The organism is Mannheimia cairinae, assembly GCF_028649535.1.
Taxonomy (GTDB): domain Bacteria; phylum Pseudomonadota; class Gammaproteobacteria; order Enterobacterales; family Pasteurellaceae; genus Mannheimia; species Mannheimia cairinae.
Genome location: NZ_JAQSJE010000008.1, coordinates 100,605 through 122,240 on the forward strand (window position 1 = coordinate 100,605; position 21,636 = coordinate 122,240).

Sequence of the window (21,636 nt, forward strand, 5' to 3'; positions counted from 1 at the left end):
GTTATTTACCCAGCAACCCAAAGCATTATTGCTAGTATCTGCGGTAGCATAATCCTTAAGAACATTACAAGTGGGTAAACGGTGGCGTAAGAGAGTGCGGCTGCACCATTTCCTTCTTTGATCTCATTGGCAAAGGCTAGTGCTGGGGGATCCGTCATTGAGCCGGCAAGCAATCCGCAGAGGCTTAAATAATTCATATTGCCATAAAGTCTGGCAATTAGCCCTGTAATAATCAATGGAACGAAGGTAATTATGGCACCAAAAAGTATCCATTCCATTCCCTCACTACTGAGCAAGGTTTCAAGGAAATGTCCGCCCGATTTTAAACCGACAACCGCTAAGAACAGAACAATACCAATTTCACGTAAAGCCAGGTTTGCACTAGGTGGCATAAACCAGTAGAGTTTACGAATACTACCAATTCTGGCAAGAATTAAAGCAACAACTAATGGCCCTCCGGCTAACCCTAATTTTAGGGCAACTGGGAAACCTGGTAAGTAAATCGGTATAGAACCTAGCAATACACCTAATCCAATACCAATAAAGATAGGCAACATTTGAACTTGTTGTAATTTAGATTGTGCATTACCGATGATGCTCATCACCATTTCAATATCGGCTTGGCGTCCAACTAAGTTGAGAACGTCCCCAAATTGTAAGGTCATATCGCCTGTTGGTACTAGCTCTACCCCGGCACGGTTTAGGCGAGAAATCACGACATCATATTTACCTTTTAGCATAAGTTGGCGAATTTGTTTGCCAAATACCTTTTCATTCGTTACCACAGCCCGTTCCGAACGGTAAATAGTGCCTTTGGTGGAAACGGAGACATCTGCAACTTCACCTAAAATAATCTGCATTTTACGTAATGCGGTTTCTTCTCCCACTAAATGCAGAATATCTCCTGTTTGCAATACTGTTTCAACTCTTGGAATAGAAAGTTCTTCCCCCCGTTTTAATCGAGAATAAGAGACCTCGTGCAAATCAAAATCAGGAAGTTTATTTAATGTTAAACCATTAATATTCGGATTGGTAATTCGTACATTTAAGGTATTTAGTTGATCTTTTCCTTGTTTTTGTTCTTGGTTAAACACCTTTGCTTCTTTATCTATATTAATTTTTAACAGAATACGAATAAGCCACATTGCAAGTAAAATGCCAATAATACCGAACGGATAAGCAATCGCATAACTCATCCCCATTATTTCTGTTGCGTTGGCACTACCTAGTTCAGATAATACCTGTTGCCCTGCCCCTAAAGAAGGGGTATTGGTCACGGCTCCAGAGAAAATCCCTAAAATAACGGGTAAAGGCACATCAAAAACTTTATGGATAACAACAACCAGCAAACCACTTAATAAGACAATTAAGACTGCAAAGCCATTAAGTTTTAGCCCTGAGTGTTTAAGAGAGGAAAAAAAGCCTGGCCCTACTTGAATACCAATGGAATATACAAAAAGAATTAAACCAAACTCTTGAATAAAATGAAGGGTGTGGGCATCAAGTTTAACATCAAATTGCCCCATAAAATGGGAAACAAACAAGCCCCCAAATAATACCCCACCAATACCTAGGCCAACCCCCCTTATTTTGATATGACCTATCCAAAGACCTAACACTGCCACTAAAGATAATAAACTGACAGTAAGTGCAATTTCGCTCATTACAGCCTCTCTTTTATAAAATACCTCAAAAACGGTAGCTAATTTTAGCAAATCCTAAAAATTAAAAATGCGATCTATATCAAAAAAATAAAATATTGATAGTAATGCTCCATTTATTACTCCAAAGCAAATATTTAAAAAAGTTCCCGAATTTCAAAAATAATTCTCGACAACTATTTTTTTTTTAGTAAATTAAATGATGTTTTATATTACTTAAGGAAGCAAACACAATGTTATCAAATGAAGTCGTTATTTCGATTATCGTCTTGTTGGTTTTGAGTTTACTCAGAATTAACGTGGTAATCGCACTTATTATTTCTGCATTAACTTGCGGTATTATCGGCAATTTAGGGGTTGAGGGGGTTACTTTTGCCGATGCCCTAAGCAAAACAATTAAAAGTTTTACCGGTGGGTTAGGCGGTGGTGCTGAAACTGCGATGAACTATGCCGTTCTTGGTGCTTTTGCCGTTGCTCTTTCAAAATCAGGTGTTACTGATTTATTAGCTTATAAAGTGATTAAATCTTTTGGTCATAGCCCTTCAGGTCGTTCTGTACTTTGGTTTAAATATATTGTTTTATTTGTGTTGGTTGCCTTTGCTATGTCATCACAAAACTTAATCCCAATTCATATTGCATTTATTCCGATCTTAATTCCACCACTATTAAGTGTGATGAATAAGCTACAAATTGACCGTCGTGCAGTGGCTTGTGCTTTAACTTTTGGTTTAACCGCAACTTATATGTTAATTCCGGCTGGTTTCGGTCAAATCTTCATTGAAAGTATTTTGGTCAAAAATATTAATCAGGCTGGCGAACCGTTCCAATTAGTGACCACAACAGCAGAAATGACAAAAGCAATGTTAATTCCTGTTTCAGGTATGATTATCGGCCTATTATTTGCTTTCTTTGTTTCATACCGTAAACCTCGTGTTTATATAGAAGACAAACCTGAACCGACTGCTGATGATGTAGAAGCCCGTGTGACTAAAGTTAAACCGTTTCATATTGGCATTAGTATTATTGCTATTCTGGCAACTTGCTCAGTTCAATTAGCGACTAATTCAACCATTATTGGTGGCCTAGTGGGTTTAATTATTTTTGCTTTAGGTGGTGTATTTAAACTAAAAGAAAGCAACGATGTGTTCTCTGCAGGTTTACGCTTAATGGCAATGATCGGTTTCGTAATGATTGCGGCCTCAGGGTTTGCTGGTGTGGTAAATTCAACCGGCGGTGTACCAGCCTTAGTTGAAAGCTTGCGTGATATTATTGACTCAAAAGAAATGGCTGCTCTATTAATGTTAGTCGTGGGGTTATTTATTACAATGGGGATCGGTTCATCATTCTCAACCGTGCCAATTATTACTTCAATTTATGTACCTCTTTGTATGGCTTTTGGCTTCTCTCCGCTTGCCACAATGGCGATTGTAGGTGTTGCTGCAGCACTTGGTGATGCAGGCTCTCCAGCCTCAGACTCAACACTGGGCCCAACATCGGGTTTAAATGCTGATGGCAAACACGACCATATTTGGGATTCCGTTGTACCAACATTCCTTCACTTTAATATTCCACTTCTTGTATTTGGGTGGATTGCAGCAATGACACTTTAAGTTATAATAAGTAAAATTTTATGAAAAACAGGCCGCTTGTAATAAGCGGTCTATTTTCATTTATCTTTTGCAAATTTTAATTGATAGGATCAAAAATGAAATTTATCTCTTTTAATATTAATGGACTACGAGCTCGCCCACATCAGCTTGAAGCTATTATTGAAAAACATCAACCAGATGTTATTGGCTTGCAAGAAATCAAAGTTGCAGATGAAGATTTTCCACATAATCTAGTAAATCATTTAGGCTACCACGTTTTTCATCACGGTCAAAAAGGACACTACGGTGTTGCCTTACTTACTAAAAAACAACCTTTAGCGGTACGTAAAGGGTTCCCAACTGATGATATTGATGCTCAAAAACGTATGATTATGGCAGATATTGAAACGGAATTTGGTGTTTTAACGGTGTTAAATGGTTATTTTCCTCAAGGTGAAAACCGTAGCCACGAAACAAAATTCCCAGCCAAACAGAAGTTTTATGCTGATTTACAACATTATTTAGAAACGGAATTAAAACCTGAAAATCCGATAGTGATTATGGGCGATATGAACATTAGCCCAACAGATTTAGACATTGGTATTGGCGAGCCAAACCGCAAACGCTGGTTGCGTGATGGCAAATGCTCATTCTTGCCAGAAGAACGTGAATGGCTAGAACGTTTACACGGCTATGGTTTAGTTGATACCTTCCGTGCAGCAAACCCAGAAGTAAGTGATAAATTTTCGTGGTTTGATTACCGCTCAAAAGGTTTTGATGATAACCGTGGCTTACGTATTGATTTGATTTTGGCATCTCAAATGCTTGCAGATCGTTGTGTAGAAACTGGCATTGACTTAGAAATTCGAGCAATGGAAAAACCATCCGACCACTCTCCTGTTTGGGCAACATTTAAATAAAATTGCAAAAAAACATTCTTTTTCAACCGCTTGCAAAGCTTATGGCAATTACAAGCGGTTATTTTTTATAAAAATTTTGCACTTTCTTGCCTCATCTGCTCTCTAACTATATCCATCTCTAAATTTGTGCTACAATCGCTTACTGTTTTTAGGTTATATTTATATTATGAATACACGTTTAACTTTAGTTTTATTACTGATTGTTGCTATCCTAGGTGGCTGGTATTACAGCTTGCAGGAAAAAGACAATAATGGGCTTGATCAACTGATAAAAAAAGAAGGCGAGCCTGAATATGTGGGTAATAAAATGTCCACATCTGTATATGATTTACAAGGAAAACCACAATATTTTGCACAAGCTGATGAAATTAAACGCTTTGAATCGACTGAGCGAACAGAGTTTTTAAAGCCGTTTATTGAGCTTTTTGCCAAGGATTCCACATTAAAACAATGGAAAGTCAGTGCCGATTACGCTGAAATTACCAAAGATAAAATTTTAAATTTAGATGGAAATGTTAAGTTAGAAGCATTAGATCCAACTTCTCGTTTACAGCAAATTACAACAGATAAATTAACTGTTGATTTAAATACGCAAGATATTTTTACTGAAAGTGTGGTCAAATCTGTAGGTTCTGGCTTTACTACAACAGGGGTAGGGTTAAAAGGCAATCTAAAACAACAGGTTGCAACTTTACAAAAAGATGTGAAATCGTATATTGAACCTACGATTATTAGACAAACTCAAGAATAACTTATTCGATTTTTCAATAAGGAAAGATAATGAAATTACTATTCAAACCTATCTTAGTAACAATTTTATTAGGTAGTAGCTTTTCTGCTTATGCACTAAAAGGCGATACAGATCAGCCAATTAATATTGATTCCGGTAGCCAATCCCTTGATATGACAAGCAATGTAGTCACTTTTAGTGATAATGTTGTTATCACACAAGGTTCAATAAAAGTAACAGCGGCTAATGTAAAAATTACTCGTCAAGAGGGAAAAAAGGAAACGATTGAAGCAACTGGTTCTCCTGTTACATTCCAGCAAACATTAGATAATGGTAAGCCCGTAAATGGTAAAGGCAGTAATGTGCATTATGATTTAAACACTGAATTCCTTATCCTAACCGGCAATGCTGAATTAAAACAACAAGGTAGCTTTATTAAAGCCAATAAAATTACCTATGATGTAAAAAAACAGCAACTTAGAGCTACAAGCGGTGGGAAATCACGAGTAAGAACCGTGCTAATTCCTAATGAGCTTCAAGATAATAAGAAAAAATAAGGTTAAATAATATGTCCGTGCTTTATGCAGAACATTTAGCAAAAAGTTATAAACAACGCAAAGTTGTAAAAGATGTGAGTTTAAATGTTAGCTCTGGAGAGATTGTTGGCTTACTAGGCCCTAACGGTGCAGGTAAAACGACTACGTTCTATATGGTTGTAGGGTTAGTTCGCCACGATCAAGGTAAAATTCGTATTGATGATGAAGATATTAGTACCTTGCCTATGCACGATAGAGCAAAACAAGGTATTGGTTATCTGCCACAAGAAGCGTCTATTTTCCGCCGTCTAAGCGTATATGATAATTTAATGTCTGTATTGCAAGTACGTAAAGATATAAATAACCAGCAACGCAAGGCTCGTGCTGAAGAATTAATTTCAGAATTTCATATTGAGCATATTCGAAATAGCTTAGGGCAATCGCTTTCAGGTGGTGAACGTCGCCGTGTTGAAATTGCTCGTGCACTTGCTGCAAATCCTAAATTCATCTTATTAGATGAACCTTTTGCCGGTGTTGATCCTATTTCAGTTATTGATATTAAAAAAATCATCGTAAACTTAAAAGAACGAGGCTTAGGTGTATTAATTACCGATCATAACGTAAGAGAAACGCTTGATGTATGTGAGCGAGCTTACATTGTTGGTAGTGGCGAAATGATAGCAAGCGGTACACCACAGCAAGTGCTTGATAATCCTGATGTAAAACGTGTTTACCTTGGTGATCAATTTAAACTATAAACTAATCCCCTTCTTAGGGGATTTCATCTTTAGATGACATATTATGACAAAATTAACTGAATTTTTAAGCCCTGAAAATATTCGTCAAGGGGTTGTTGTTTCAAGTAAGAAAAGAGCATTAGAATCTGTTGGCAAAATTATTGCACAATATATCAACAGCAAAGTAGTTAATGTCCTTAATGATGAGCAAAGCCCCCAGAATGAAGCTGATGAACCTCTCTGCCCTATTGAGTGTTTTACTAATTTATTTAAACGTGAAAAGCTTGGTTCTACAGGACTAAATCAAGGCATTGCTCTTCCTCACGCTAAGTTGCCTACAAATGAAAATTTTGTATTAGATAAGCCTGTTGCTGTATTCTTACAACTTGAAGAAGCTATAGATTACGATTCTCAAGACAACAAAGATGTAGATTTAATCTACGCAATTATGTTTCCAGAAAACTGTTGCGAGCAATATAAAAATAGCCTGCCACAAATTGCTCAACACTTAGCAGATAAAGTATTATTAAAACAGCTCCGAGCAGCAGAATCTGCTGAAGATATTTGGCAAATTTTACTGTATGCTGATAATCATCGAGTAACCCCAAATGAAAATGAAGATTAAGGTTAAAGCGTTATGGAACTGATTATTATAAGCGGACGTTCCGGTTCAGGAAAATCTGTCGCATTAAGAGCATTAGAGGATGCCGGTTATTATTGTGTTGATAATATACCTCTTCCTTTAATTCCTACATTAACTGAATACTTAACAAAAGAGAATCGCTCTGCGGTAATTAGCTTAGATATCCGTAATTTACCCAATACACCAAATGCGATGGATGAATTGCTTGCTCAGCTAATGCCTTTAAATACTAAATTAATCTTTTTAGATTGTGAGCGAAACACACTTATCCGTCGTTATAGCGATTCTCGTCGTCTTCATCCTCTTTCAACCCAAGATGATCTCTCACTAGAAAGTGCTATCGATCTGGAACAACACCTATTAGAACCTTTGCTACAAAATGCAGATTATATTATTGATACCAGTAATATTTCATCGCACGAGTTAGCAGAAAAATTACGTCATTTACTTCAAGGTTCGAGTGATAAAGATCTCAAAATTATTTTTGAATCATTCGGCTTTAAATATGGCTTACCTGCTGATGCAGATTACGTTTTTGATGTTCGTTTCTTACCTAATCCGCACTGGAACCCAGAATTACGTCCGATGACCGGGCTTGAACAACCAGTAATAGATTTCTTAGAACGTCAAACTGAAGTACATAATTTTGTCTATCAAACTCGTAATTATTTAGAAATGTGGTTACCAATGCTAGAACAGAATAACCGCAGTTATTTAACTATCGCCATAGGTTGTACCGGTGGGAAACATCGTTCAGTCTTTGTAGCAGAACAGCTGGCGAAATATTTCCAAGATAAAGGAAAAAATGTACAAATTCGTCATAAAAGTTTAGAAAGACATCATAAAAAATCAACGGATTAATTATTCTACAAGCGGTGAAATTTAGTTAAAAGTTTGTAAATTATGGCTCAAAAATAACCGCTTATATCAATTATTGAAATAACGCTTATGAAATCTGCAGACATTGTTGTTGTTGGTGGTGGTATGGTAGGGCTTGCTCTTGCAGGGCTACTAAAAGATACACCGTGCAAAATTAAAATTATTGAAAAACATCCGCCTTCATTTGATCAAAATACGATTTTTCACCGAGTTAGTGCAATTAATGCGACTAGCCAGAAAATGTTAGAGAAGATCGGAGCATTTCAACTTATTCCTGCAGATCGCCTTGCCCCGTATTCTGAGATGTTTGTATGGGAAAAAGACAGTTTTGCTAATATTCATTTCAATAATAATGATGCTGAAATTAAACAGTTAGGGCTTTCTCAACTTGGGTTTATTTTAGAAAATGCCGTTATTCAACACTCTCTTTGGCAACAGGTCGCCAGCCAATCAAACGTAGAATATATTGTGGCAACACCACAAAATTTGGGTGTGAGTGAAAATGGTGCATTTCTAACACTCGATAATGGTGAAATGATTTCCACCAAATTAGTAGTCGGGGCAGATGGTGCCAACTCTTGGGTTCGTAGTCAAAGCCAAATCCCTCTTACAAGCCGAGATTATCAACACACGGCATTAGTTTGCAATGTAAAAACGACTGAAAAGCATAACCAAACAGCTCGCCAAATTTTTTCAGAAGATAGTATTTTAGCCTTCTTACCATTAAAAGATGAACACCTTTGTTCTATTGTATGGTCGCTCCCCCCAGCTAAAGCAAATAGATTGAAAAACTGTAGTGAACAAGAGTTTAACAAAGCCCTAACTATCGCATTTGATAACAGACTAGGCATATGTGAATTGCAAAGTTTTAGAGAAATTTACCCGCTTACTGCACGCTATGCCCGTAATTTTGCACAGCCTAGAATTGCCTTAATTGGCGATGCAGCTCACACTATTCACCCTCTTGCTGGACTCGGGGTAAATTTAGGTTTTGCCGATGCCATTACATTAGCCTCAGAAATTCAACAGCATATAAAAAATGGTAATGATATTGGAGAATACCGCCATTTACGTCAATTTGAACGAGAACGTAAAGCCGAAGCCGTAAAATTATTAGCTGCTATGGAAGGATTAAAACAACTTTTTGATGGGAATAATCCGATAAAAAAACTCTTTAGAGGTGTAGGATTAACACTAACGAATCAACTACCTTTTGTAAAAAAATTGCTCATTAAACAAGCAGTTAATGTATAGTTATGTAAATTACCCTGAAGTAACGTAAAGATTCCCGACTTTAGGAACTAATACCAACACTCTTGGTCTATTTCTTGGTACAATGTTCCTAATCCCAATATGGGTTTTTATTTTATTTCTTTTAAGGATTTTTTAATGAACAAATTAACTAAAATCAGTGCAACAGCATTAGTTGCTTTATTCTTAGCAGCTTGTGATAAACCGGCAGAAAAAGCACCTTCAGCAACAGAAACTAAAGCTGCAGAAACGCAAACTCAAGCTCCTGCTGCAACAGAAACTAAACCCGCTGAAGCACAAGCACCAGCTACAACAGAAGCGAAGCCAGCAGTAGAAGTACCTAGTGCTGAAGCAATGGCAGATTTCCAAAAAATTGTTGCTTGGAATGCAGAACAAGAGCAAGCATTAGCCTCTTCTCAAGCTGAATTACAACAAAAATTAGCAAGCCAAGATCCTAAACAAATGCAAGAAGGATTAAGCCAATTTACGAAAAAAGTAGATGAAGTGATAAAAAGTTTAGAAACAATCAATGTTTCTGACGAACAAGTAAAAACATTTAAAGAAAAAACCAAAGATGTTCTTGCTTTATCTGGTTCATTAATTGCAGATCAAGTTAAAGCAATTTCATCTCCAGATGATGAAGCTATTAAGCAATCATTACAACAAAAAACACAAGAGTTAATTGAATCAGGTACAGAGTTACAAAAACTTCAAGCCGATTTACAACAAAGATTTATGGCTAACTAATTTAGCATTAAGTTTAAAAGCTAGAGCCCTCGCTCTAGCTTTTTTTAACACTAAGGATTAATATGAATACTCTTACAAAAATTAGCTTATCAGCATTATTAGCACTCTCTTTAACAGCTTGTGATAAAGCCTCATCACAATCATCAACAGAATCGAATACTGCCTCAACTCAAACAAGTGCCTCTGTATCTAGAGAAGAAACCAAACCTGCTGATACTGGCGAACAAGATTACAAAACACTCGCTAAATGGCAAGACACTCAAGAAAAAGCATTAAACGATGCAATAAAAAATGCAACAGATAACTTGACGGAAAAACAGAGAACCGATGCCTCATTAATGCAAGAAACTGTCAATAAAGCCTTATTAGATCAAATTGAAGCTATTAAAAATAGTGCTGAATCATTAAATATTGAACACGCAGAAGTTAAAGCATTAAAAGACAAAACTCTTGAAGTGCTTACTTTAGGGGCTCAAATGATTGTTGAGGGAGCAAATATGGAAAAAAATCCTACTCCTGAAGCTCATAAAGCATTTGGTGAATTACAAACTAAACTAAATCAATTAGCAGAAGAAGGGCAGCAGTTAGAAAATAAATTAAGAGCAAAATATGCTCCAGCTCCAGCTCCAGCTCCAGCTCCAGCTCCAGCTCCAGCTCCAGCTCCAGCTCCAGCTCCAGCTCCAGCTCCAGCTCCAGCTCCAGCTCCAGCTCCAGCTCCAGCTCCAGCTCCAGCTCAGCAATAATGATATAAAATAAAAAGAAAACCCAGCTGATTTTAGCTGGGTTTATTACAATAAATTTTGAAAAAACAACCGCTTGCTCAATAATTAATATCGGCTTCCGATACTAAAAATATTACGCATTGTCGCTAGTTTTGCAGATAACCAACCAATAAATACGCACATTACCACCAAGAAAAGAGCCTCGCTAAAATCTAAGCTATGTAGCTCAAACTTAACAGTAAAGAGATCCGTTACATATTTCACAATACCTGTAAAATAGCTAATTGTTACTGCACTAAAAAGGACGGCTAATAAGCCCCCAAAGAAGCCATAAATCATACCGGTATAAAGAAACGGTCTAGCAATAAAGTGATCAGTTGCCCCTAAAATTTGTTGGACTTCAATCGCAGCCTTACTATTTGCTACGTCTGTGCGTACACTATTACCAATCACTAAAAATACAGCCAACAACATTAATATTGTACATACAATCGCAACACGTCCGATTAACCAAGTTAGTGCGGTCAATTTCTCTAACCAACCATTATCTAGGCGAACTTCCTGTACTCCTTTAATTTGTTGCAAGCCATTACGAAATGTTATCATCGCTTCAGTATTATTAAAATTTGCTTTTGGTTTCAGTGTGACTACCGCTGGCAATGGATTATCATCTAAAATATCTAAAGCTTCCGCAAAACCTGTCCAAGAACGAAACTCTTCTAAACTTTGTTGGCGAGAAATATAATTGAAAGATTCCATTTTATCTGCCTCATAAGCACGAATACGATCAACGACTGTATTGACATCGTGTTCGGCTAAATTTTTATGCAAATAAACAGTAAGTTGTGGCTCAGGGTAAAATTGTGTCGCCGCCTCACGAGTATTTTTCCAAAGTAAATAACTTATAGCGGGAATCGTTAAAGAGACTGCTATCACTAATACAGTAAAAAAAGTTCCTAATTTACGTTGCATTAAGTCTTGCCAAACAGCCCGTAATGAATAACTAGTTTGAGCACCCAATTTTGCAAATGAACGAATCATAATTTTTCCTTAAAATTTCAGATGCCCTTGTTCTAATACTAAACACGGCTTTGGACGTTTTGAAATAATATTGGTGTCGTGGGTCGCAATTAACACCGTTGTACCGGCATTATTGAACTCTTCAAATAAACGGAAAATTTCAAAAGATAATTTTTCATCTAAGTTACCCGTAGGCTCATCAGCCAATAATAAAATAGGGCGATGAATAATCGCTCGAGCAATATCAACACGTTGTTGTTCGCCACCAGAAAGGTGTAATGGAAGGTAATTTGCTTTATCAGCTAACCCAACACGTTCTAGGGCGATACGAGCTTCACGCTCTACAATCGACTGATTCATTCCTAAAATAATAAGTGGTAATGCCACATTATCTAAAATCGTTCTATCGGTTAATAATCGGTAATTTTGATGCACCATACCGATTTGTCGGCGTAAAAAAGGTAATTCGTGTGGTGCAAGACGAGTAATATCGTGCCCATTAAATAAAATTTGCCCGCCGTTAGCTCGCTCTATTCCCATTATCAACTTTAATAATGTACTTTTCCCAGCTCCTGAGTGGCCCGTAATATATGCCATTCCGCCAACGGGCAAGTGAAAGTCAATCCCTTGTAAAGCTGGCTTTCCACCTTTATAAACCTTGTTCACATTGGTGAATTTAATCATTATTTTCATCCTCGTGGCTAAATAAGGCCTCAATAAACTCTTCCGCATTAAACGGACGTAAATCTTCTATTTTTTCTCCCACCCCGATAAAACGGATTGGAATATTAAATTGATCAGCAATAGCAAAGATCACACCACCTTTTGCAGTACCATCTAACTTGGTTAAAGTAATACCTGTTAAACCAACGGCTTCATTAAATAATTTAGCTTGGCTAATTGCGTTTTGTCCTGTGCCTGCATCAAGGGTTAGCATAATTTCGTGCGGTGCAGTTTCATCATATTTTTTCATTACACGCACAATTTTTTTCAGCTCATCCATTAAGTTATTTTTATTTTGCAAACGCCCTGCGGTATCGGCAATTAAAACATCAATTCCTTTCGCTGCAGCCGATTGCATTGCATCAAAAATAACAGAAGCAGAATCTGACCCCGTCGATTGAGCAACTACCGGGATATTATTACGTTCACCCCAAACCTGCAACTGCTCTACTGCTGCTGCACGGAAGGTATCGCCAGCGGCTAACATTACAGATTTACCTTCATTTTGGAATTTACGTGCTAACTTACCAATAGTGGTGGTTTTTCCAACACCGTTTACCCCAACCATTAAAATCACATAAGGCACTTTCTGCTCAAGCACAAGCGGTTGAGCAATTGGTTTTAATACTTCGCCTAACTCAATTTTTAATTGTTGATAGAGTAAATCAGCATCTTTTAGCTGCTGTTTGGTTGCGTGCTGTGTTAAATTATTAATGATTTTTTGAGTGGTTGGCATACCTAAGTCAGCTACTAAAAGTTGCTCTTCTAACTCCTCAAATAATTCATCATCAATTTTTTTGCCGCTAAAGAAATTGCGAAAGCCTGAGCCTATATTTTGTTTAGTCTTAATTAACCCTTGAATTAAACGACTGAAAAATCCACCTTGGCTTGGTTTTTCTTGATATTCATCTTCAATAGTCTCTTGTTCATCTGTTTGAGATTGAGATGAATCATCTACTGCCTCAGAATATAGTTCTTCAACTGGCTCGGCTTCGATTGCTTCTTCAATTTGATTTGCAATTTTTTCTTGCTCATTAAGATCTAATTGTTCATTTGCAAAATTTTGTAAATTTTCAACCGCTTGCTCAGCATTCTCTTCTAAATTTTCAGCAAGATTAGTAATAGAGACACTCTCTTGCTTTTCTTCTTCAAAAGCCTGCTCTATTTTTTCTTCTATATCATCAAAAAACTCTTTTACATTCTCAACTTTCTCTTCAATAAACTCTTTAGCATCTTCTATTGCTTGCTCGAATTTATCTTCAGCTTGTTCTGCAAACTGCTCTATTTCATCTTCTTTATTTTCTAAATACTCTTCAAGTTGTTCTGATTTATCTTCCAAATATTCTTCAAATTGTTCCGATTTTTGCTCAGCCTGCTCGTCTAACTGCTCTACTTTATCTTCAAATTTTTCCGTTAATGATGGTTCAAGCTCTTGCGATGGAATCTGCTTTTCTTCTTGAACAACCGACTCTGGTTGCGATTCTTCTTTCTTACCAAAGCCTAACCAAGACCAAAAACCTTTTTTCTTTTCTGACATATTTTTCTCTCATTTATCGTGAAAATAGACTAAACTGATATAGTTTATCAAATAATCCTTTATTTTCCTTTAGTTAGTATGAAAAAAAATCGAAATTCTACACAATCCGCTCATCAAATGGGCGAAGTACGAATTATTGCGGGGCTTTGGCGAGGAAGAAAGCTCCCGGTGCTTAATGCCGAAGGTTTAAGACCAACGACCGATAGAGTAAAAGAAACCCTGTTTAACTGGTTGATGAATGATATTGCTCATTCACGTTGCCTAGACTGTTTTGCTGGCAGCGGTTCATTAGGGATTGAGGCACTCTCTCGCCAAGCACAAGCGGTTGTTTTTTTAGAAAAGTTTGCAAATGCGGCTAAGCAGTTAAAGCAAAACTTACAAAGCTTAAAATCAGACAATGGCTCTGTTATCCATACCGACACACTTAATTATCTTGCACAAAAAAATAGCGGTGAGCCATTTGATATTGTGTTTATCGATCCGCCGTTTAATCTGGGCTTTATTCCTCAGGTTTTAAAGCTATTAGCCGAAAATAATTGGCTAGCAGAAAATGCCATTCTCTATGTGGAAACAGAGAAAAATCATCCGCCATTGCAACTACCTGAAGGATGGCAAATTTTAAAAGAGAAAAATGCAGGAATGGTGACCAGCCGATTAATACAGTGCTAATTAAGTGATAATACTTTTGTTTTTTATAACTAAAAAGCATACAATAAACCTTATCAATCTAACATTTTTATAACAATTTAATTAGAATAAAACGATGAAAAAACTAACCCCAGATGAAGCTATTGATATTGCTTACGATATTTTCTTAGAAATGGCTGGCGAAAACTTAGATCCTGCTGATATTTTACTGTTCAATCTTCAATTTGAAGAGCGTGGAGCCGTTGAAATGGTGGAAACCTCTGAAGATTGGGATCAGGAAATCGGTACATTAATCGATCCAGACGCTTTTGCGGAGGTTTGGGTTGGTTTAGTCAATGAACAAGATGAAATGGACGATGTGTTCGCTCGCTTTTTAATCTCACACGATGAAGAAAATCGTGAATATCACGTGGTTTGGAAAGAATAAAAGGAAAATATGTCTCATCTCGACACTACAAAAATAACGGAATTTGCAGCACAATTTCGTGAAGCAATGGCACACTTATCTTCGGCTGTCAGTATTGTTACCACCAATGGTCTAGCAGGAAAAGCGGGATTAACCGTTTCTTCTGTAACCTCTGTAACAGATACCCCTGCAACCCTTTTATTTTGTATTAACAAAAATAGCCACGTACACGATATTATCAAACAAAATGGTAAAGTCTGTATTAATGTACTAAGCCACGAACAAGAAGAACTAGCAAAACATTTTGCGGCTATGCTAAATAGCACAATGGAAGAACGCTTTGAATGGAATATTTGGAATAATGGCTTTGATAAACAGCCTGTTTTACAAGGTGCTATTTCTGCATTACAAGGCAATATTGTAGATATGCATTCTGTTGGCACTCATACCATTTTTATCGTGCAATTAAGTCATATTGATGTAGCACCAAATCATAGCTTAGTTTATTTTGGCCGTCAGTTTAAACAAGTAACGATTGCCTAAACACCTAATAAATTTGAGGTAAATTTGATTAAATCCGACTTTTTTAGTCGGATTTTTATTGCCTGCAATTTAAAGAGTGGTAAAATTTTACTGTTTTATACTTCATCACAAAAGGGAAACTAAAATGGAAAACTTAATTTGCTATAAACAAATGCCGGTGTGGACAAAAGACACTTTGCCACAAATGTTCCAAGAAAAACACAATACCAAAGTTGGCACCTGGGCAAAACTGACTATTTTAAAAGGATCTCTCAAATATTATGAATTAACTGAAGATGGCGAAGTTATCAAAGCGGATATTTTTGATGCTAACAATCAACGCCCAATGGTAGAACCGCAATTATGGCACAAAGTTGAAGCTCTCTCTGATGATTTAGAATGCCAACTCGCTTTTTATTGCAAACCTGAAGATTACTTTGCGAAAAAATATAACCTAACTGCCACCCATTCCGAAGTACTGAATGCAGTGAATTATATTAAAGGTGGAAAAGCCTTAGATTTGGGGTGTGGACGTGGGCGTAATTCACTTTATTTAAATTTATTAGGTTTTGATGTAACGGCAGTTGATCATAATGTAGAAAGCATTGATTTCTTAAACTATATGATCGAAAAAGAACAAGCTCAAAATATCACTGCAGGTGTTTATGATATTAACAATGCCAATATCGGCAATGAAAATAGTGAATACGATCTGATTATTTCCACCGTTGTGATGATGTTCTTAAATCGTGAACGTATTCCGGCTATTATTGAAAATATGCAGAAAAATACTAAAGTAGGCGGATATAACTTAATTGTGTGTGCAATGAGTACTGATGATTACCCTTGCCCAATGCCGTTTTCTTTTACCTTTGCTGAAGGCGAACTTGCTAATTACTACAAAGATTGGGAATTAGTAAAATATAATGAAGATCTAGGTCATCTGCATAAAACAGATGAAAACGGCAACCGTATCCAATTACGTTTTGCTACAATGCTTGCTAAAAAAATTGCTTAAAGCGGTCGTAAAACAATTATTTTTTACAAATAAGTAGCAAATCCTAAAACTTCAACATTTGGGTTTGCTCTTTTTTTCTCTAAAAGAGACTACGCAAACGTTTGCTTATTTGTTATAATGCCACCGCCTTTTATTAATTTACTGTTGAGGTTAAAGTGAGCAACACACAACTTAGTTACAAAGATGCAGGCGTTGATATTCACGCTGGTAATGAATTAGTCGAACGAATCAAAAACGATGTAAAGCGGACTCGTCGCCCTGAAGTAATGGGTGGTTTAGGAGGATTTGGTGCTTTATGTGCACTGCCTACTAAATATAAAGAGCCTATTTTAGTTTCTGGCACAGATGGCGTTGGCACAAAACTCCGTTTGGCGATTGATCTCAATAAACACGATACTATCGGTCAAGATCTAGTTGCAATGTGTGTAAATGACTTAGTTGTACAAGGTGCGGAACCACTCTTCTTCTTAGACTACTATGCAACAGGTAAATTAGATGTTGATGTTGCTGAAGATGTCATTAGAGGAATTGCCGATGGTTGCTCAATTTCAGGTTGTGCATTAGTTGGTGGTGAAACAGCTGAAATGCCAGGAATGTATCACACAGGCGACTATGACTTAGCCGGTTTTTGTGTTGGTGTAGTCGAGAAATCTAAAATTATTGATGGCTCAGAAGTCAAAGCTGGCGATACCTTAATCGCTCTTGCTTCAAGCGGTCCACACTCAAACGGTTATTCACTCATCCGTAAAGTGTTAGAAGTGAGCGGAGCAAACCCTGCTCAAGATTTATTAGAAGAAAAACCATTAAGTGAACACCTACTTGCTCCAACAAAAATCTATGTAAAATCAATTTTAAAATTAATTGAAGAAGCAGAGGTTCACGCGATTGCACATTTAACAGGTGGTGGTTTCTGGGAAAATATCCCTCGAGTATTACCAGCCTCAGCAAAAGCAGTCATTAGTGAATCAAGCTGGCAGTGGCCTGCTATATTTGAATGGCTACAAGAAAAAGGTAACATTAGCCGTTATGAAATGTACCGCACCTTTAACTGTGGTGTTGGTATGGTAATTGCTCTTCCCGTAGAGCAAGTTGCAAAAGCATTAGACATACTAAAAGAAGCTGGCGAAACCGCTTGGGTAATCGGTAAGATTGAAGAACTCGGTAACGGCACGGAGCAAGTTGAAATTAACTAATTTATAAAATAAATGTTAAAATCCGCCATTTATAAAGCGGGTTGCTTACGCTAAAGCAATATTTTAACCAACCGCTTGTAGATAACTGCAAGCGGTTAAATTTTTTATAAGGAATGCAAATGCAACTATTTTGGCTTATCTATTTTGTATCAATGAACCTTATTGCTTTTTATGTAATGTATAGCGATAAACAAAAAGCCATTAAAAAAGAGTGGCGAATTCCTGAAGTCTCACTACTCTCTTTTTGCTTATTAGGTGGAGCTATAGGTACTTATTTAGCAATGAAATATTGTCGCCATAAAACACAGCATTGGTATTTTCACGTTGCTGTGATTTTTTCTACTTTTGCTTGGCTCATTGGTTTGCCTTACTTTTATTTGTACTTATAATCATATAAATTCATCATAAATTTTTTTTATCCGAACGTACAATTTATATCCTAGTTCTCTGTTTAGAAATTTGATCTAGATCGCATTATTCATCCCTTAAAATAGTTATCATCTTAGAAAATAAACCTCATTTAGTTTAAGGAGACAAAAATGACAAATGTGCGTATTGAACACGATTTATTAGGCGAAAGAGAAGTTCCTAACGATGCTTATTGGGGCATTCATACATTAAGAGCTATTGAAAATTTCAATATTTCAAATGTGACTATTTCTGACGTACCTGAATTTGTACGTGGTATGGTAATGGTTAAAAAAGCAACCGCCTTAGCAAATGGTGAACTCGGTGCAATTCCTAAAAAAATTGCTAAAGCAATTGTACAAGCTTGTGATGAGGTACTTGTTAAAGGCAGATGTTTAGATCAATTCCCTTCTGATGTTTATCAAGGCGGTGCAGGCACTTCCGTTAATATGAATACCAATGAAGTCATTGCAAACCTAGCATTAGAGATCTTAGGCGAAGAAAAAGGTAAATACGATATAGTCAATCCAATGGATCACGTAAATGCTAGTCAATCAACCAATGATGCCTACCCAACAGGATTTCGCATTGCTGTTTATAATAGCATTGCCAAACTTATTGAAAAAATAGCGTATTTACAAACCGCTTTTGAAAATAAAGCAACAGAATTTGCTGATATATTAAAAATGGGACGCACGCAATTACAAGATGCTGTGCCAATGACAGTTGGACAAGAATTTAAAGCATTTTCTGTACTATTAGAAGAAGAGGTTCGTAGCCTTAAATATATCTCGCAAATACTCCTTGAAGTCAATTTAGGTGCTACAGCAATCGGTACTGGTTTAAATACACCTGAAGGTTATTCTGAGCTTGCTGTAAAATATTTATCAGAAGTCACCCAACTTCCTTGCACCCTATCTGAGAATTTAATTGAAGCTACTTCTGACTGTGGTGCTTATGTTATGGTGCACGGTGCTTTAAAACGCACTGCAGTGAAATTATCTAAAGTGTGTAATGACCTACGTTTACTTTCATCTGGTCCTCGCGCTGGTTTAAATGAAATTAACTTACCAGAGCTACAAGCAGGTTCTTCTATTATGCCGGCTAAAGTAAATCCTGTTGTGCCTGAAGTTGTAAACCAAGTTTGTTTTAAAGTAATTGGTAACGATACCACTGTTACCTTTGCGGCAGAGGCAGGGCAATTACAATTAAATGTAATGGAACCTGTTATTGGGCAAGCAATGTTTGAATCTATTGATTTACTCGCAAATGCTTGTGTGAACTTACGTGATAAATGTATTGATGGCATTACCGCTAATCGTGAGGTCTGCCAAGATTATGTATTTAACTCTATTGGTATTGTTACTTACTTAAATCCATTTATTGGGCATCACAATGGAGATATTGTCGGCAAAATCTGTGCAACAACAGGTAGAAGTGTGCGTGATGTTGTACTTGAAAAAGGATTACTCACTAGAGCAGAGCTTGATGATATTCTTTCTGTAGAGAATTTAATGAATCCTACTTATAAAGCTAAACGCTTTACTGAAGATGAATAATATTCATTAAATAAAATGTCTAGCCTGTTTTAATCAATGTTATACTTTGAGTTAAAACAGGCTTTTTTATTCCTAAAAACCTTAAAATTGAAATATTTATAATATTTTGATATAATAAAACCTTGAATATAAAAAAGAGGGAAACATATTGAGTTTACTAAGACGACTACAAGCATCAAGTACACTAAAAAGTGCTATCTTTCTTCCTAGTGTATTTTTTGTTTCATTTGTTACTATCTACTGTGCAGTCTTTCCACAACAAGCACAAACACAGCTTAATTTTGTAAAAAATATCCTTTTTAATAACTTTAGTTGGTTTTATATTTTTGCAGGTTCAATCTTCTTCTTATTTCTTTTCTTCCTCTCTGTCAGCCGTTTAGGTGATATAAGATTGGGTTCCGATACAGATGAACCTGAATTTTCTTTTGCTTCTTGGATTGCAATGCTATTTGCTGCCGGTATGGGTATCGGTTTAATGTACTTCGGTGTTGCAGAGCCTATTTTGCACTATCTTAAACCTCTTCACGAAAATCTGTCGGAATCAGAGCGAATGAAAGAGGCTATGGTAACCACATTTTACCACTGGGGTATTCACGCTTGGGCTATTTATGCAGTAATTGCTCTTGCTCTAGCCTATTTTGGTTTTAGATATAAATTACCACTTACCGTCCGCTCAGGCTTCTACCCACTACTCAAAAACCGTATTTCTGGCTTCTGGGGCAATTTAATTGATGTTATTGCACTTTGTAGTACTATTTTCGGTTTATCTACCACATTAGGTTTCGGGGTAATGCAGGTTAATGCCGGCTTTAATAGCCTTGGTTTAATTGATAGCAGTGAATTTTCTGTACTTGCAATCATTGTTGTTAGTGCAATGACTCTCGCCGTGTTATCAGCAATTTCTGGTGTTGGAAAAGGGGTAAAAATCCTTAGCGAAATAAACCTTACATTAGCGGGTTTATTGCTTGTTTTCGTGATTATTTCTGGCCCAACGCTACTCTTATTCTCAAGCTTAACTGAAAATATAGGTTATTACTTTAGCTCACTACTTGAAATTAGTTTCCGTACCTTCGCATACGAGCCTGAAAATCAGGGCTGGTTAAGTGGCTGGACGGTTCTCTATTGGGCTTGGTGGGCATCTTGGGCTCCTTTTGTTGGCTTATTTATTGCCAAAATCTCAAAAGGCAGAACCATTCGTGAGTTTATTTTAGGGGTATTATTCGTTCCTACACTCTTTAATATCTTATGGATGACCAGTTTTGGTGGCTCGGCAATTTGGTTAGATCAACAAACTGCTGGTACTTTAGCAGAAGTCAGTGGCAATACAGAACAGTTATTATTCACTTTCTTTGAGCAATTACCATTTGGCACAATAGCCTCTGCAGTTGCAGTATTAGTCATTTCAATTTTCTTTATTACCTCTGCAGACTCGGGTATTTTTGTACTCAATAGCATTGCCTCACAAGGCGAAGCAAATGCACCAAAATGGCAAAGTATATTCTGGGGCTTATTGCTTACTGCATTAGCACTATCTTTACTTTATTCTGGTGGCTTGTCTTCATTACAGACAATGACATTGATTATTGCATTACCATTTACTTTCATTATGCTTATTTTATGTTTTGGCTTATGGAAGGGATTAATGATCGACAGCCAATACTTCAATAAAAAATTCAATGAAGGTAGCCAATATTGGGGCGGTAAAGATTGGAAAGAACGCTTAGAAAAAATTGTTAATCCAACTAATAAACAAGATGTTCGTCGCTTCTTTATCCAAGTTGCAAGACCAGCATTCCTTGAATTAGTTGATGAATTTGAAAGCTATGGATTAACCGCTAAAATTAATTTTACCAATGAACAAAATCCAAAATTGGAATTTGAAGTCATTAAAGAAAACCTGCGTAATTTTATTTATGGTATTGAAAGTACACCTCGTGAACTCTCTGATTTAGTAATCGGCGATGATAATTTGCCAAATCTTGAAGCAAATACAATTTACGAGCCAATTACCTACTTCTTAGATGGACGTGAAGGTTACGACGTACAATATATGACAAAAGAAGAGCTAATTGCCGACGTATTAAAACAATACGAACGCTTTATTAACTTAGCAATGGATAATAACCACAGTCTAATGACTGCTGATGTTAATAATCTTGAATAATACAATTCAACTATACTAAAACA

At 36.6% G+C, this 21,636-nt stretch carries 22 protein-coding genes; 18 read left to right on the forward strand and 4 right to left on the reverse strand.

The features are described 5' to 3' along the window. Window positions 1-5: 5 nt before the first annotated feature. On the reverse strand, window positions 6-1,664 hold the full coding sequence (locus PTQ27_RS08350) for a putative transporter (RefSeq protein ID WP_273748115.1): 1,659 nt from the start codon (window positions 1,662-1,664) through the stop codon (window positions 6-8). A 230-nt stretch (window positions 1,665-1,894) separates the two neighbouring features. Between PTQ27_RS08350 and PTQ27_RS08355 the strand changes: the two genes are divergently transcribed. From PTQ27_RS08355 to PTQ27_RS08400, 10 genes are all read left to right on the forward strand, one after another. Continuing rightward, window positions 1,895-3,271: a Na+/H+ antiporter family protein gene (locus PTQ27_RS08355; RefSeq protein WP_273748116.1), complete on the forward strand. Its 1,377-nt coding sequence runs from the start codon at window positions 1,895-1,897 to the stop codon at window positions 3,269-3,271. Window positions 3,272-3,366: 95 nt separating this feature from the next. Further along, a complete protein-coding gene (xthA, locus tag PTQ27_RS08360) occupies window positions 3,367-4,170 on the forward strand; it encodes an exodeoxyribonuclease III (RefSeq protein ID WP_273748117.1) in 804 nt (267 codons plus the stop codon). 166 nt (window positions 4,171-4,336) lie between these two features. Continuing rightward, window positions 4,337-4,921, forward strand: a complete 585-nt coding sequence (gene lptC, locus PTQ27_RS08365; protein WP_273748118.1) for an LPS export ABC transporter periplasmic protein LptC — start codon at window positions 4,337-4,339, stop codon at window positions 4,919-4,921. A 29-nt stretch (window positions 4,922-4,950) separates the two neighbouring features. Then, a complete protein-coding gene (lptA, locus tag PTQ27_RS08370) occupies window positions 4,951-5,457 on the forward strand; it encodes a lipopolysaccharide transport periplasmic protein LptA (RefSeq protein WP_273748119.1) in 507 nt (168 codons plus the stop codon). A gap of 11 nt (window positions 5,458-5,468) precedes the next feature. Beyond that, window positions 5,469-6,194: an LPS export ABC transporter ATP-binding protein gene (gene lptB / locus PTQ27_RS08375; RefSeq protein ID WP_273748120.1), complete on the forward strand. Its 726-nt coding sequence runs from the start codon at window positions 5,469-5,471 to the stop codon at window positions 6,192-6,194. Window positions 6,195-6,237: 43 nt separating this feature from the next. Continuing rightward, a complete protein-coding gene (locus tag PTQ27_RS08380; protein ID WP_273748121.1) occupies window positions 6,238-6,798 on the forward strand; it encodes a PTS sugar transporter subunit IIA in 561 nt (186 codons plus the stop codon). Between the two features lie 12 nt (window positions 6,799-6,810). Beyond that, window positions 6,811-7,677 (forward strand): RNase adapter RapZ, encoded by an 867-nt coding sequence (rapZ, locus tag PTQ27_RS08385; protein WP_273748122.1) that lies wholly within the window; start codon window positions 6,811-6,813, stop codon window positions 7,675-7,677. 87 nt (window positions 7,678-7,764) lie between these two features. Then, the gene (locus PTQ27_RS08390; protein WP_273748123.1) at window positions 7,765-8,949 is read left to right on the forward strand and encodes an FAD-dependent monooxygenase; all 1,185 of its coding nucleotides are present in this window, start codon (window positions 7,765-7,767) and stop codon (window positions 8,947-8,949) included. Window positions 8,950-9,084: 135 nt separating this feature from the next. Then, entirely contained in the window at window positions 9,085-9,693 is a 609-nt protein-coding gene (locus tag PTQ27_RS08395; protein WP_273748124.1) for a PM1805 family lipoprotein, read from the forward strand. Between the two features lie 62 nt (window positions 9,694-9,755). Next, a complete protein-coding gene (locus tag PTQ27_RS08400; RefSeq protein ID WP_273771127.1) occupies window positions 9,756-10,436 on the forward strand; it encodes a PM1805 family lipoprotein in 681 nt (226 codons plus the stop codon). Window positions 10,437-10,520: 84 nt separating this feature from the next. Here the strand turns inward: PTQ27_RS08400 and ftsX are convergent, their stop codons facing one another. Genes ftsX through ftsY form a run of 3 tightly spaced genes read right to left on the reverse strand, consistent with a single transcriptional unit; the run spans window position 10,521 to window position 13,695 of the window. Further along, window positions 10,521-11,456, reverse strand: coding sequence for a permease-like cell division protein FtsX (ftsX, locus tag PTQ27_RS08405; RefSeq protein WP_273748126.1), 936 nt, complete (start codon window positions 11,454-11,456; stop codon window positions 10,521-10,523). Window positions 11,457-11,465: 9 nt separating this feature from the next. Beyond that, window positions 11,466-12,119 carry a cell division ATP-binding protein FtsE gene (gene ftsE / locus PTQ27_RS08410; protein ID WP_273748127.1) on the reverse strand — a complete coding sequence of 218 codons (654 nt, stop codon included), beginning with the start codon at window positions 12,117-12,119 and terminating at the stop codon, window positions 11,466-11,468. Further along, on the reverse strand, window positions 12,112-13,695 hold the full coding sequence (gene ftsY, locus PTQ27_RS08415; protein ID WP_273748128.1) for a signal recognition particle-docking protein FtsY: 1,584 nt from the start codon (window positions 13,693-13,695) through the stop codon (window positions 12,112-12,114). Before ftsY ends, ftsE begins: the two co-directional genes overlap by 8 nt. Before the next feature lie 78 nt (window positions 13,696-13,773). Between ftsY and rsmD the strand changes: the two genes are divergently transcribed. The 8 genes from rsmD (at window position 13,774) to PTQ27_RS08455 (ending at window position 21,613) form a co-directional block, all read left to right on the forward strand. After that, window positions 13,774-14,364 (forward strand): 16S rRNA (guanine(966)-N(2))-methyltransferase RsmD, encoded by a 591-nt coding sequence (gene rsmD / locus PTQ27_RS08420; RefSeq protein ID WP_273748129.1) that lies wholly within the window; start codon window positions 13,774-13,776, stop codon window positions 14,362-14,364. A 94-nt stretch (window positions 14,365-14,458) separates the two neighbouring features. After that, window positions 14,459-14,770 carry an HI1450 family dsDNA-mimic protein gene (locus tag PTQ27_RS08425; RefSeq protein WP_006252147.1) on the forward strand — a complete coding sequence of 104 codons (312 nt, stop codon included), beginning with the start codon at window positions 14,459-14,461 and terminating at the stop codon, window positions 14,768-14,770. Window positions 14,771-14,779: 9 nt separating this feature from the next. Beyond that, window positions 14,780-15,292 carry a 4-hydroxyphenylacetate 3-monooxygenase, reductase component gene (gene hpaC, locus PTQ27_RS08430; RefSeq protein WP_273748131.1) on the forward strand — a complete coding sequence of 171 codons (513 nt, stop codon included), beginning with the start codon at window positions 14,780-14,782 and terminating at the stop codon, window positions 15,290-15,292. A gap of 124 nt (window positions 15,293-15,416) precedes the next feature. Next, window positions 15,417-16,289, forward strand: coding sequence for an SAM-dependent methyltransferase TehB (gene tehB, locus PTQ27_RS08435; protein WP_273748133.1), 873 nt, complete (start codon window positions 15,417-15,419; stop codon window positions 16,287-16,289). Between the two features lie 155 nt (window positions 16,290-16,444). After that, window positions 16,445-17,482 (forward strand): phosphoribosylformylglycinamidine cyclo-ligase, encoded by a 1,038-nt coding sequence (gene purM / locus PTQ27_RS08440; RefSeq protein WP_273748135.1) that lies wholly within the window; start codon window positions 16,445-16,447, stop codon window positions 17,480-17,482. Window positions 17,483-17,601: 119 nt separating this feature from the next. Continuing rightward, the gene (locus tag PTQ27_RS08445; protein ID WP_273748138.1) at window positions 17,602-17,871 is read left to right on the forward strand and encodes a DUF1294 domain-containing protein; all 270 of its coding nucleotides are present in this window, start codon (window positions 17,602-17,604) and stop codon (window positions 17,869-17,871) included. 150 nt (window positions 17,872-18,021) lie between these two features. Next, window positions 18,022-19,449, forward strand: a complete 1,428-nt coding sequence (gene aspA, locus PTQ27_RS08450; RefSeq protein WP_273748139.1) for an aspartate ammonia-lyase — start codon at window positions 18,022-18,024, stop codon at window positions 19,447-19,449. 148 nt (window positions 19,450-19,597) lie between these two features. After that, complete coding sequence (locus PTQ27_RS08455) at window positions 19,598-21,613, forward strand: BCCT family transporter (protein WP_273748140.1); 2,016 nt, start codon at window positions 19,598-19,600, stop codon at window positions 21,611-21,613. Window positions 21,614-21,636: the final 23 nt, after the last annotated feature.

Coding starts and splice junctions, on each gene's coding strand:
- PTQ27_RS08350 (WP_273748115.1), bottom strand. CDS start 1,664: ATGAGCGAAATTGCACTTACTGTCAGTTTATTATCTTTAGTGGCAGTG.
- PTQ27_RS08355 (WP_273748116.1), top strand. CDS start 1,895: ATGTTATCAAATGAAGTCGTTATTTCGATTATCGTCTTGTTGGTTTTG.
- xthA (WP_273748117.1), top strand. CDS start 3,367: ATGAAATTTATCTCTTTTAATATTAATGGACTACGAGCTCGCCCACAT.
- lptC (WP_273748118.1), top strand. CDS start 4,337: ATGAATACACGTTTAACTTTAGTTTTATTACTGATTGTTGCTATCCTA.
- lptA (WP_273748119.1), top strand. CDS start 4,951: ATGAAATTACTATTCAAACCTATCTTAGTAACAATTTTATTAGGTAGT.
- lptB (WP_273748120.1), top strand. CDS start 5,469: ATGTCCGTGCTTTATGCAGAACATTTAGCAAAAAGTTATAAACAACGC.
- PTQ27_RS08380 (WP_273748121.1), top strand. CDS start 6,238: ATGACAAAATTAACTGAATTTTTAAGCCCTGAAAATATTCGTCAAGGG.
- rapZ (WP_273748122.1), top strand. CDS start 6,811: ATGGAACTGATTATTATAAGCGGACGTTCCGGTTCAGGAAAATCTGTC.
- PTQ27_RS08390 (WP_273748123.1), top strand. CDS start 7,765: ATGAAATCTGCAGACATTGTTGTTGTTGGTGGTGGTATGGTAGGGCTT.
- PTQ27_RS08395 (WP_273748124.1), top strand. CDS start 9,085: ATGAACAAATTAACTAAAATCAGTGCAACAGCATTAGTTGCTTTATTC.
- PTQ27_RS08400 (WP_273771127.1), top strand. CDS start 9,756: ATGAATACTCTTACAAAAATTAGCTTATCAGCATTATTAGCACTCTCT.
- ftsX (WP_273748126.1), bottom strand. CDS start 11,456: ATGATTCGTTCATTTGCAAAATTGGGTGCTCAAACTAGTTATTCATTA.
- ftsE (WP_273748127.1), bottom strand. CDS start 12,119: ATGATTAAATTCACCAATGTGAACAAGGTTTATAAAGGTGGAAAGCCA.
- ftsY (WP_273748128.1), bottom strand. CDS start 13,695: ATGTCAGAAAAGAAAAAAGGTTTTTGGTCTTGGTTAGGCTTTGGTAAG.
- rsmD (WP_273748129.1), top strand. CDS start 13,774: ATGAAAAAAAATCGAAATTCTACACAATCCGCTCATCAAATGGGCGAA.
- PTQ27_RS08425 (WP_006252147.1), top strand. CDS start 14,459: ATGAAAAAACTAACCCCAGATGAAGCTATTGATATTGCTTACGATATT.
- hpaC (WP_273748131.1), top strand. CDS start 14,780: ATGTCTCATCTCGACACTACAAAAATAACGGAATTTGCAGCACAATTT.
- tehB (WP_273748133.1), top strand. CDS start 15,417: ATGGAAAACTTAATTTGCTATAAACAAATGCCGGTGTGGACAAAAGAC.
- PTQ27_RS08445 (WP_273748138.1), top strand. CDS start 17,602: ATGCAACTATTTTGGCTTATCTATTTTGTATCAATGAACCTTATTGCT.
- aspA (WP_273748139.1), top strand. CDS start 18,022: ATGACAAATGTGCGTATTGAACACGATTTATTAGGCGAAAGAGAAGTT.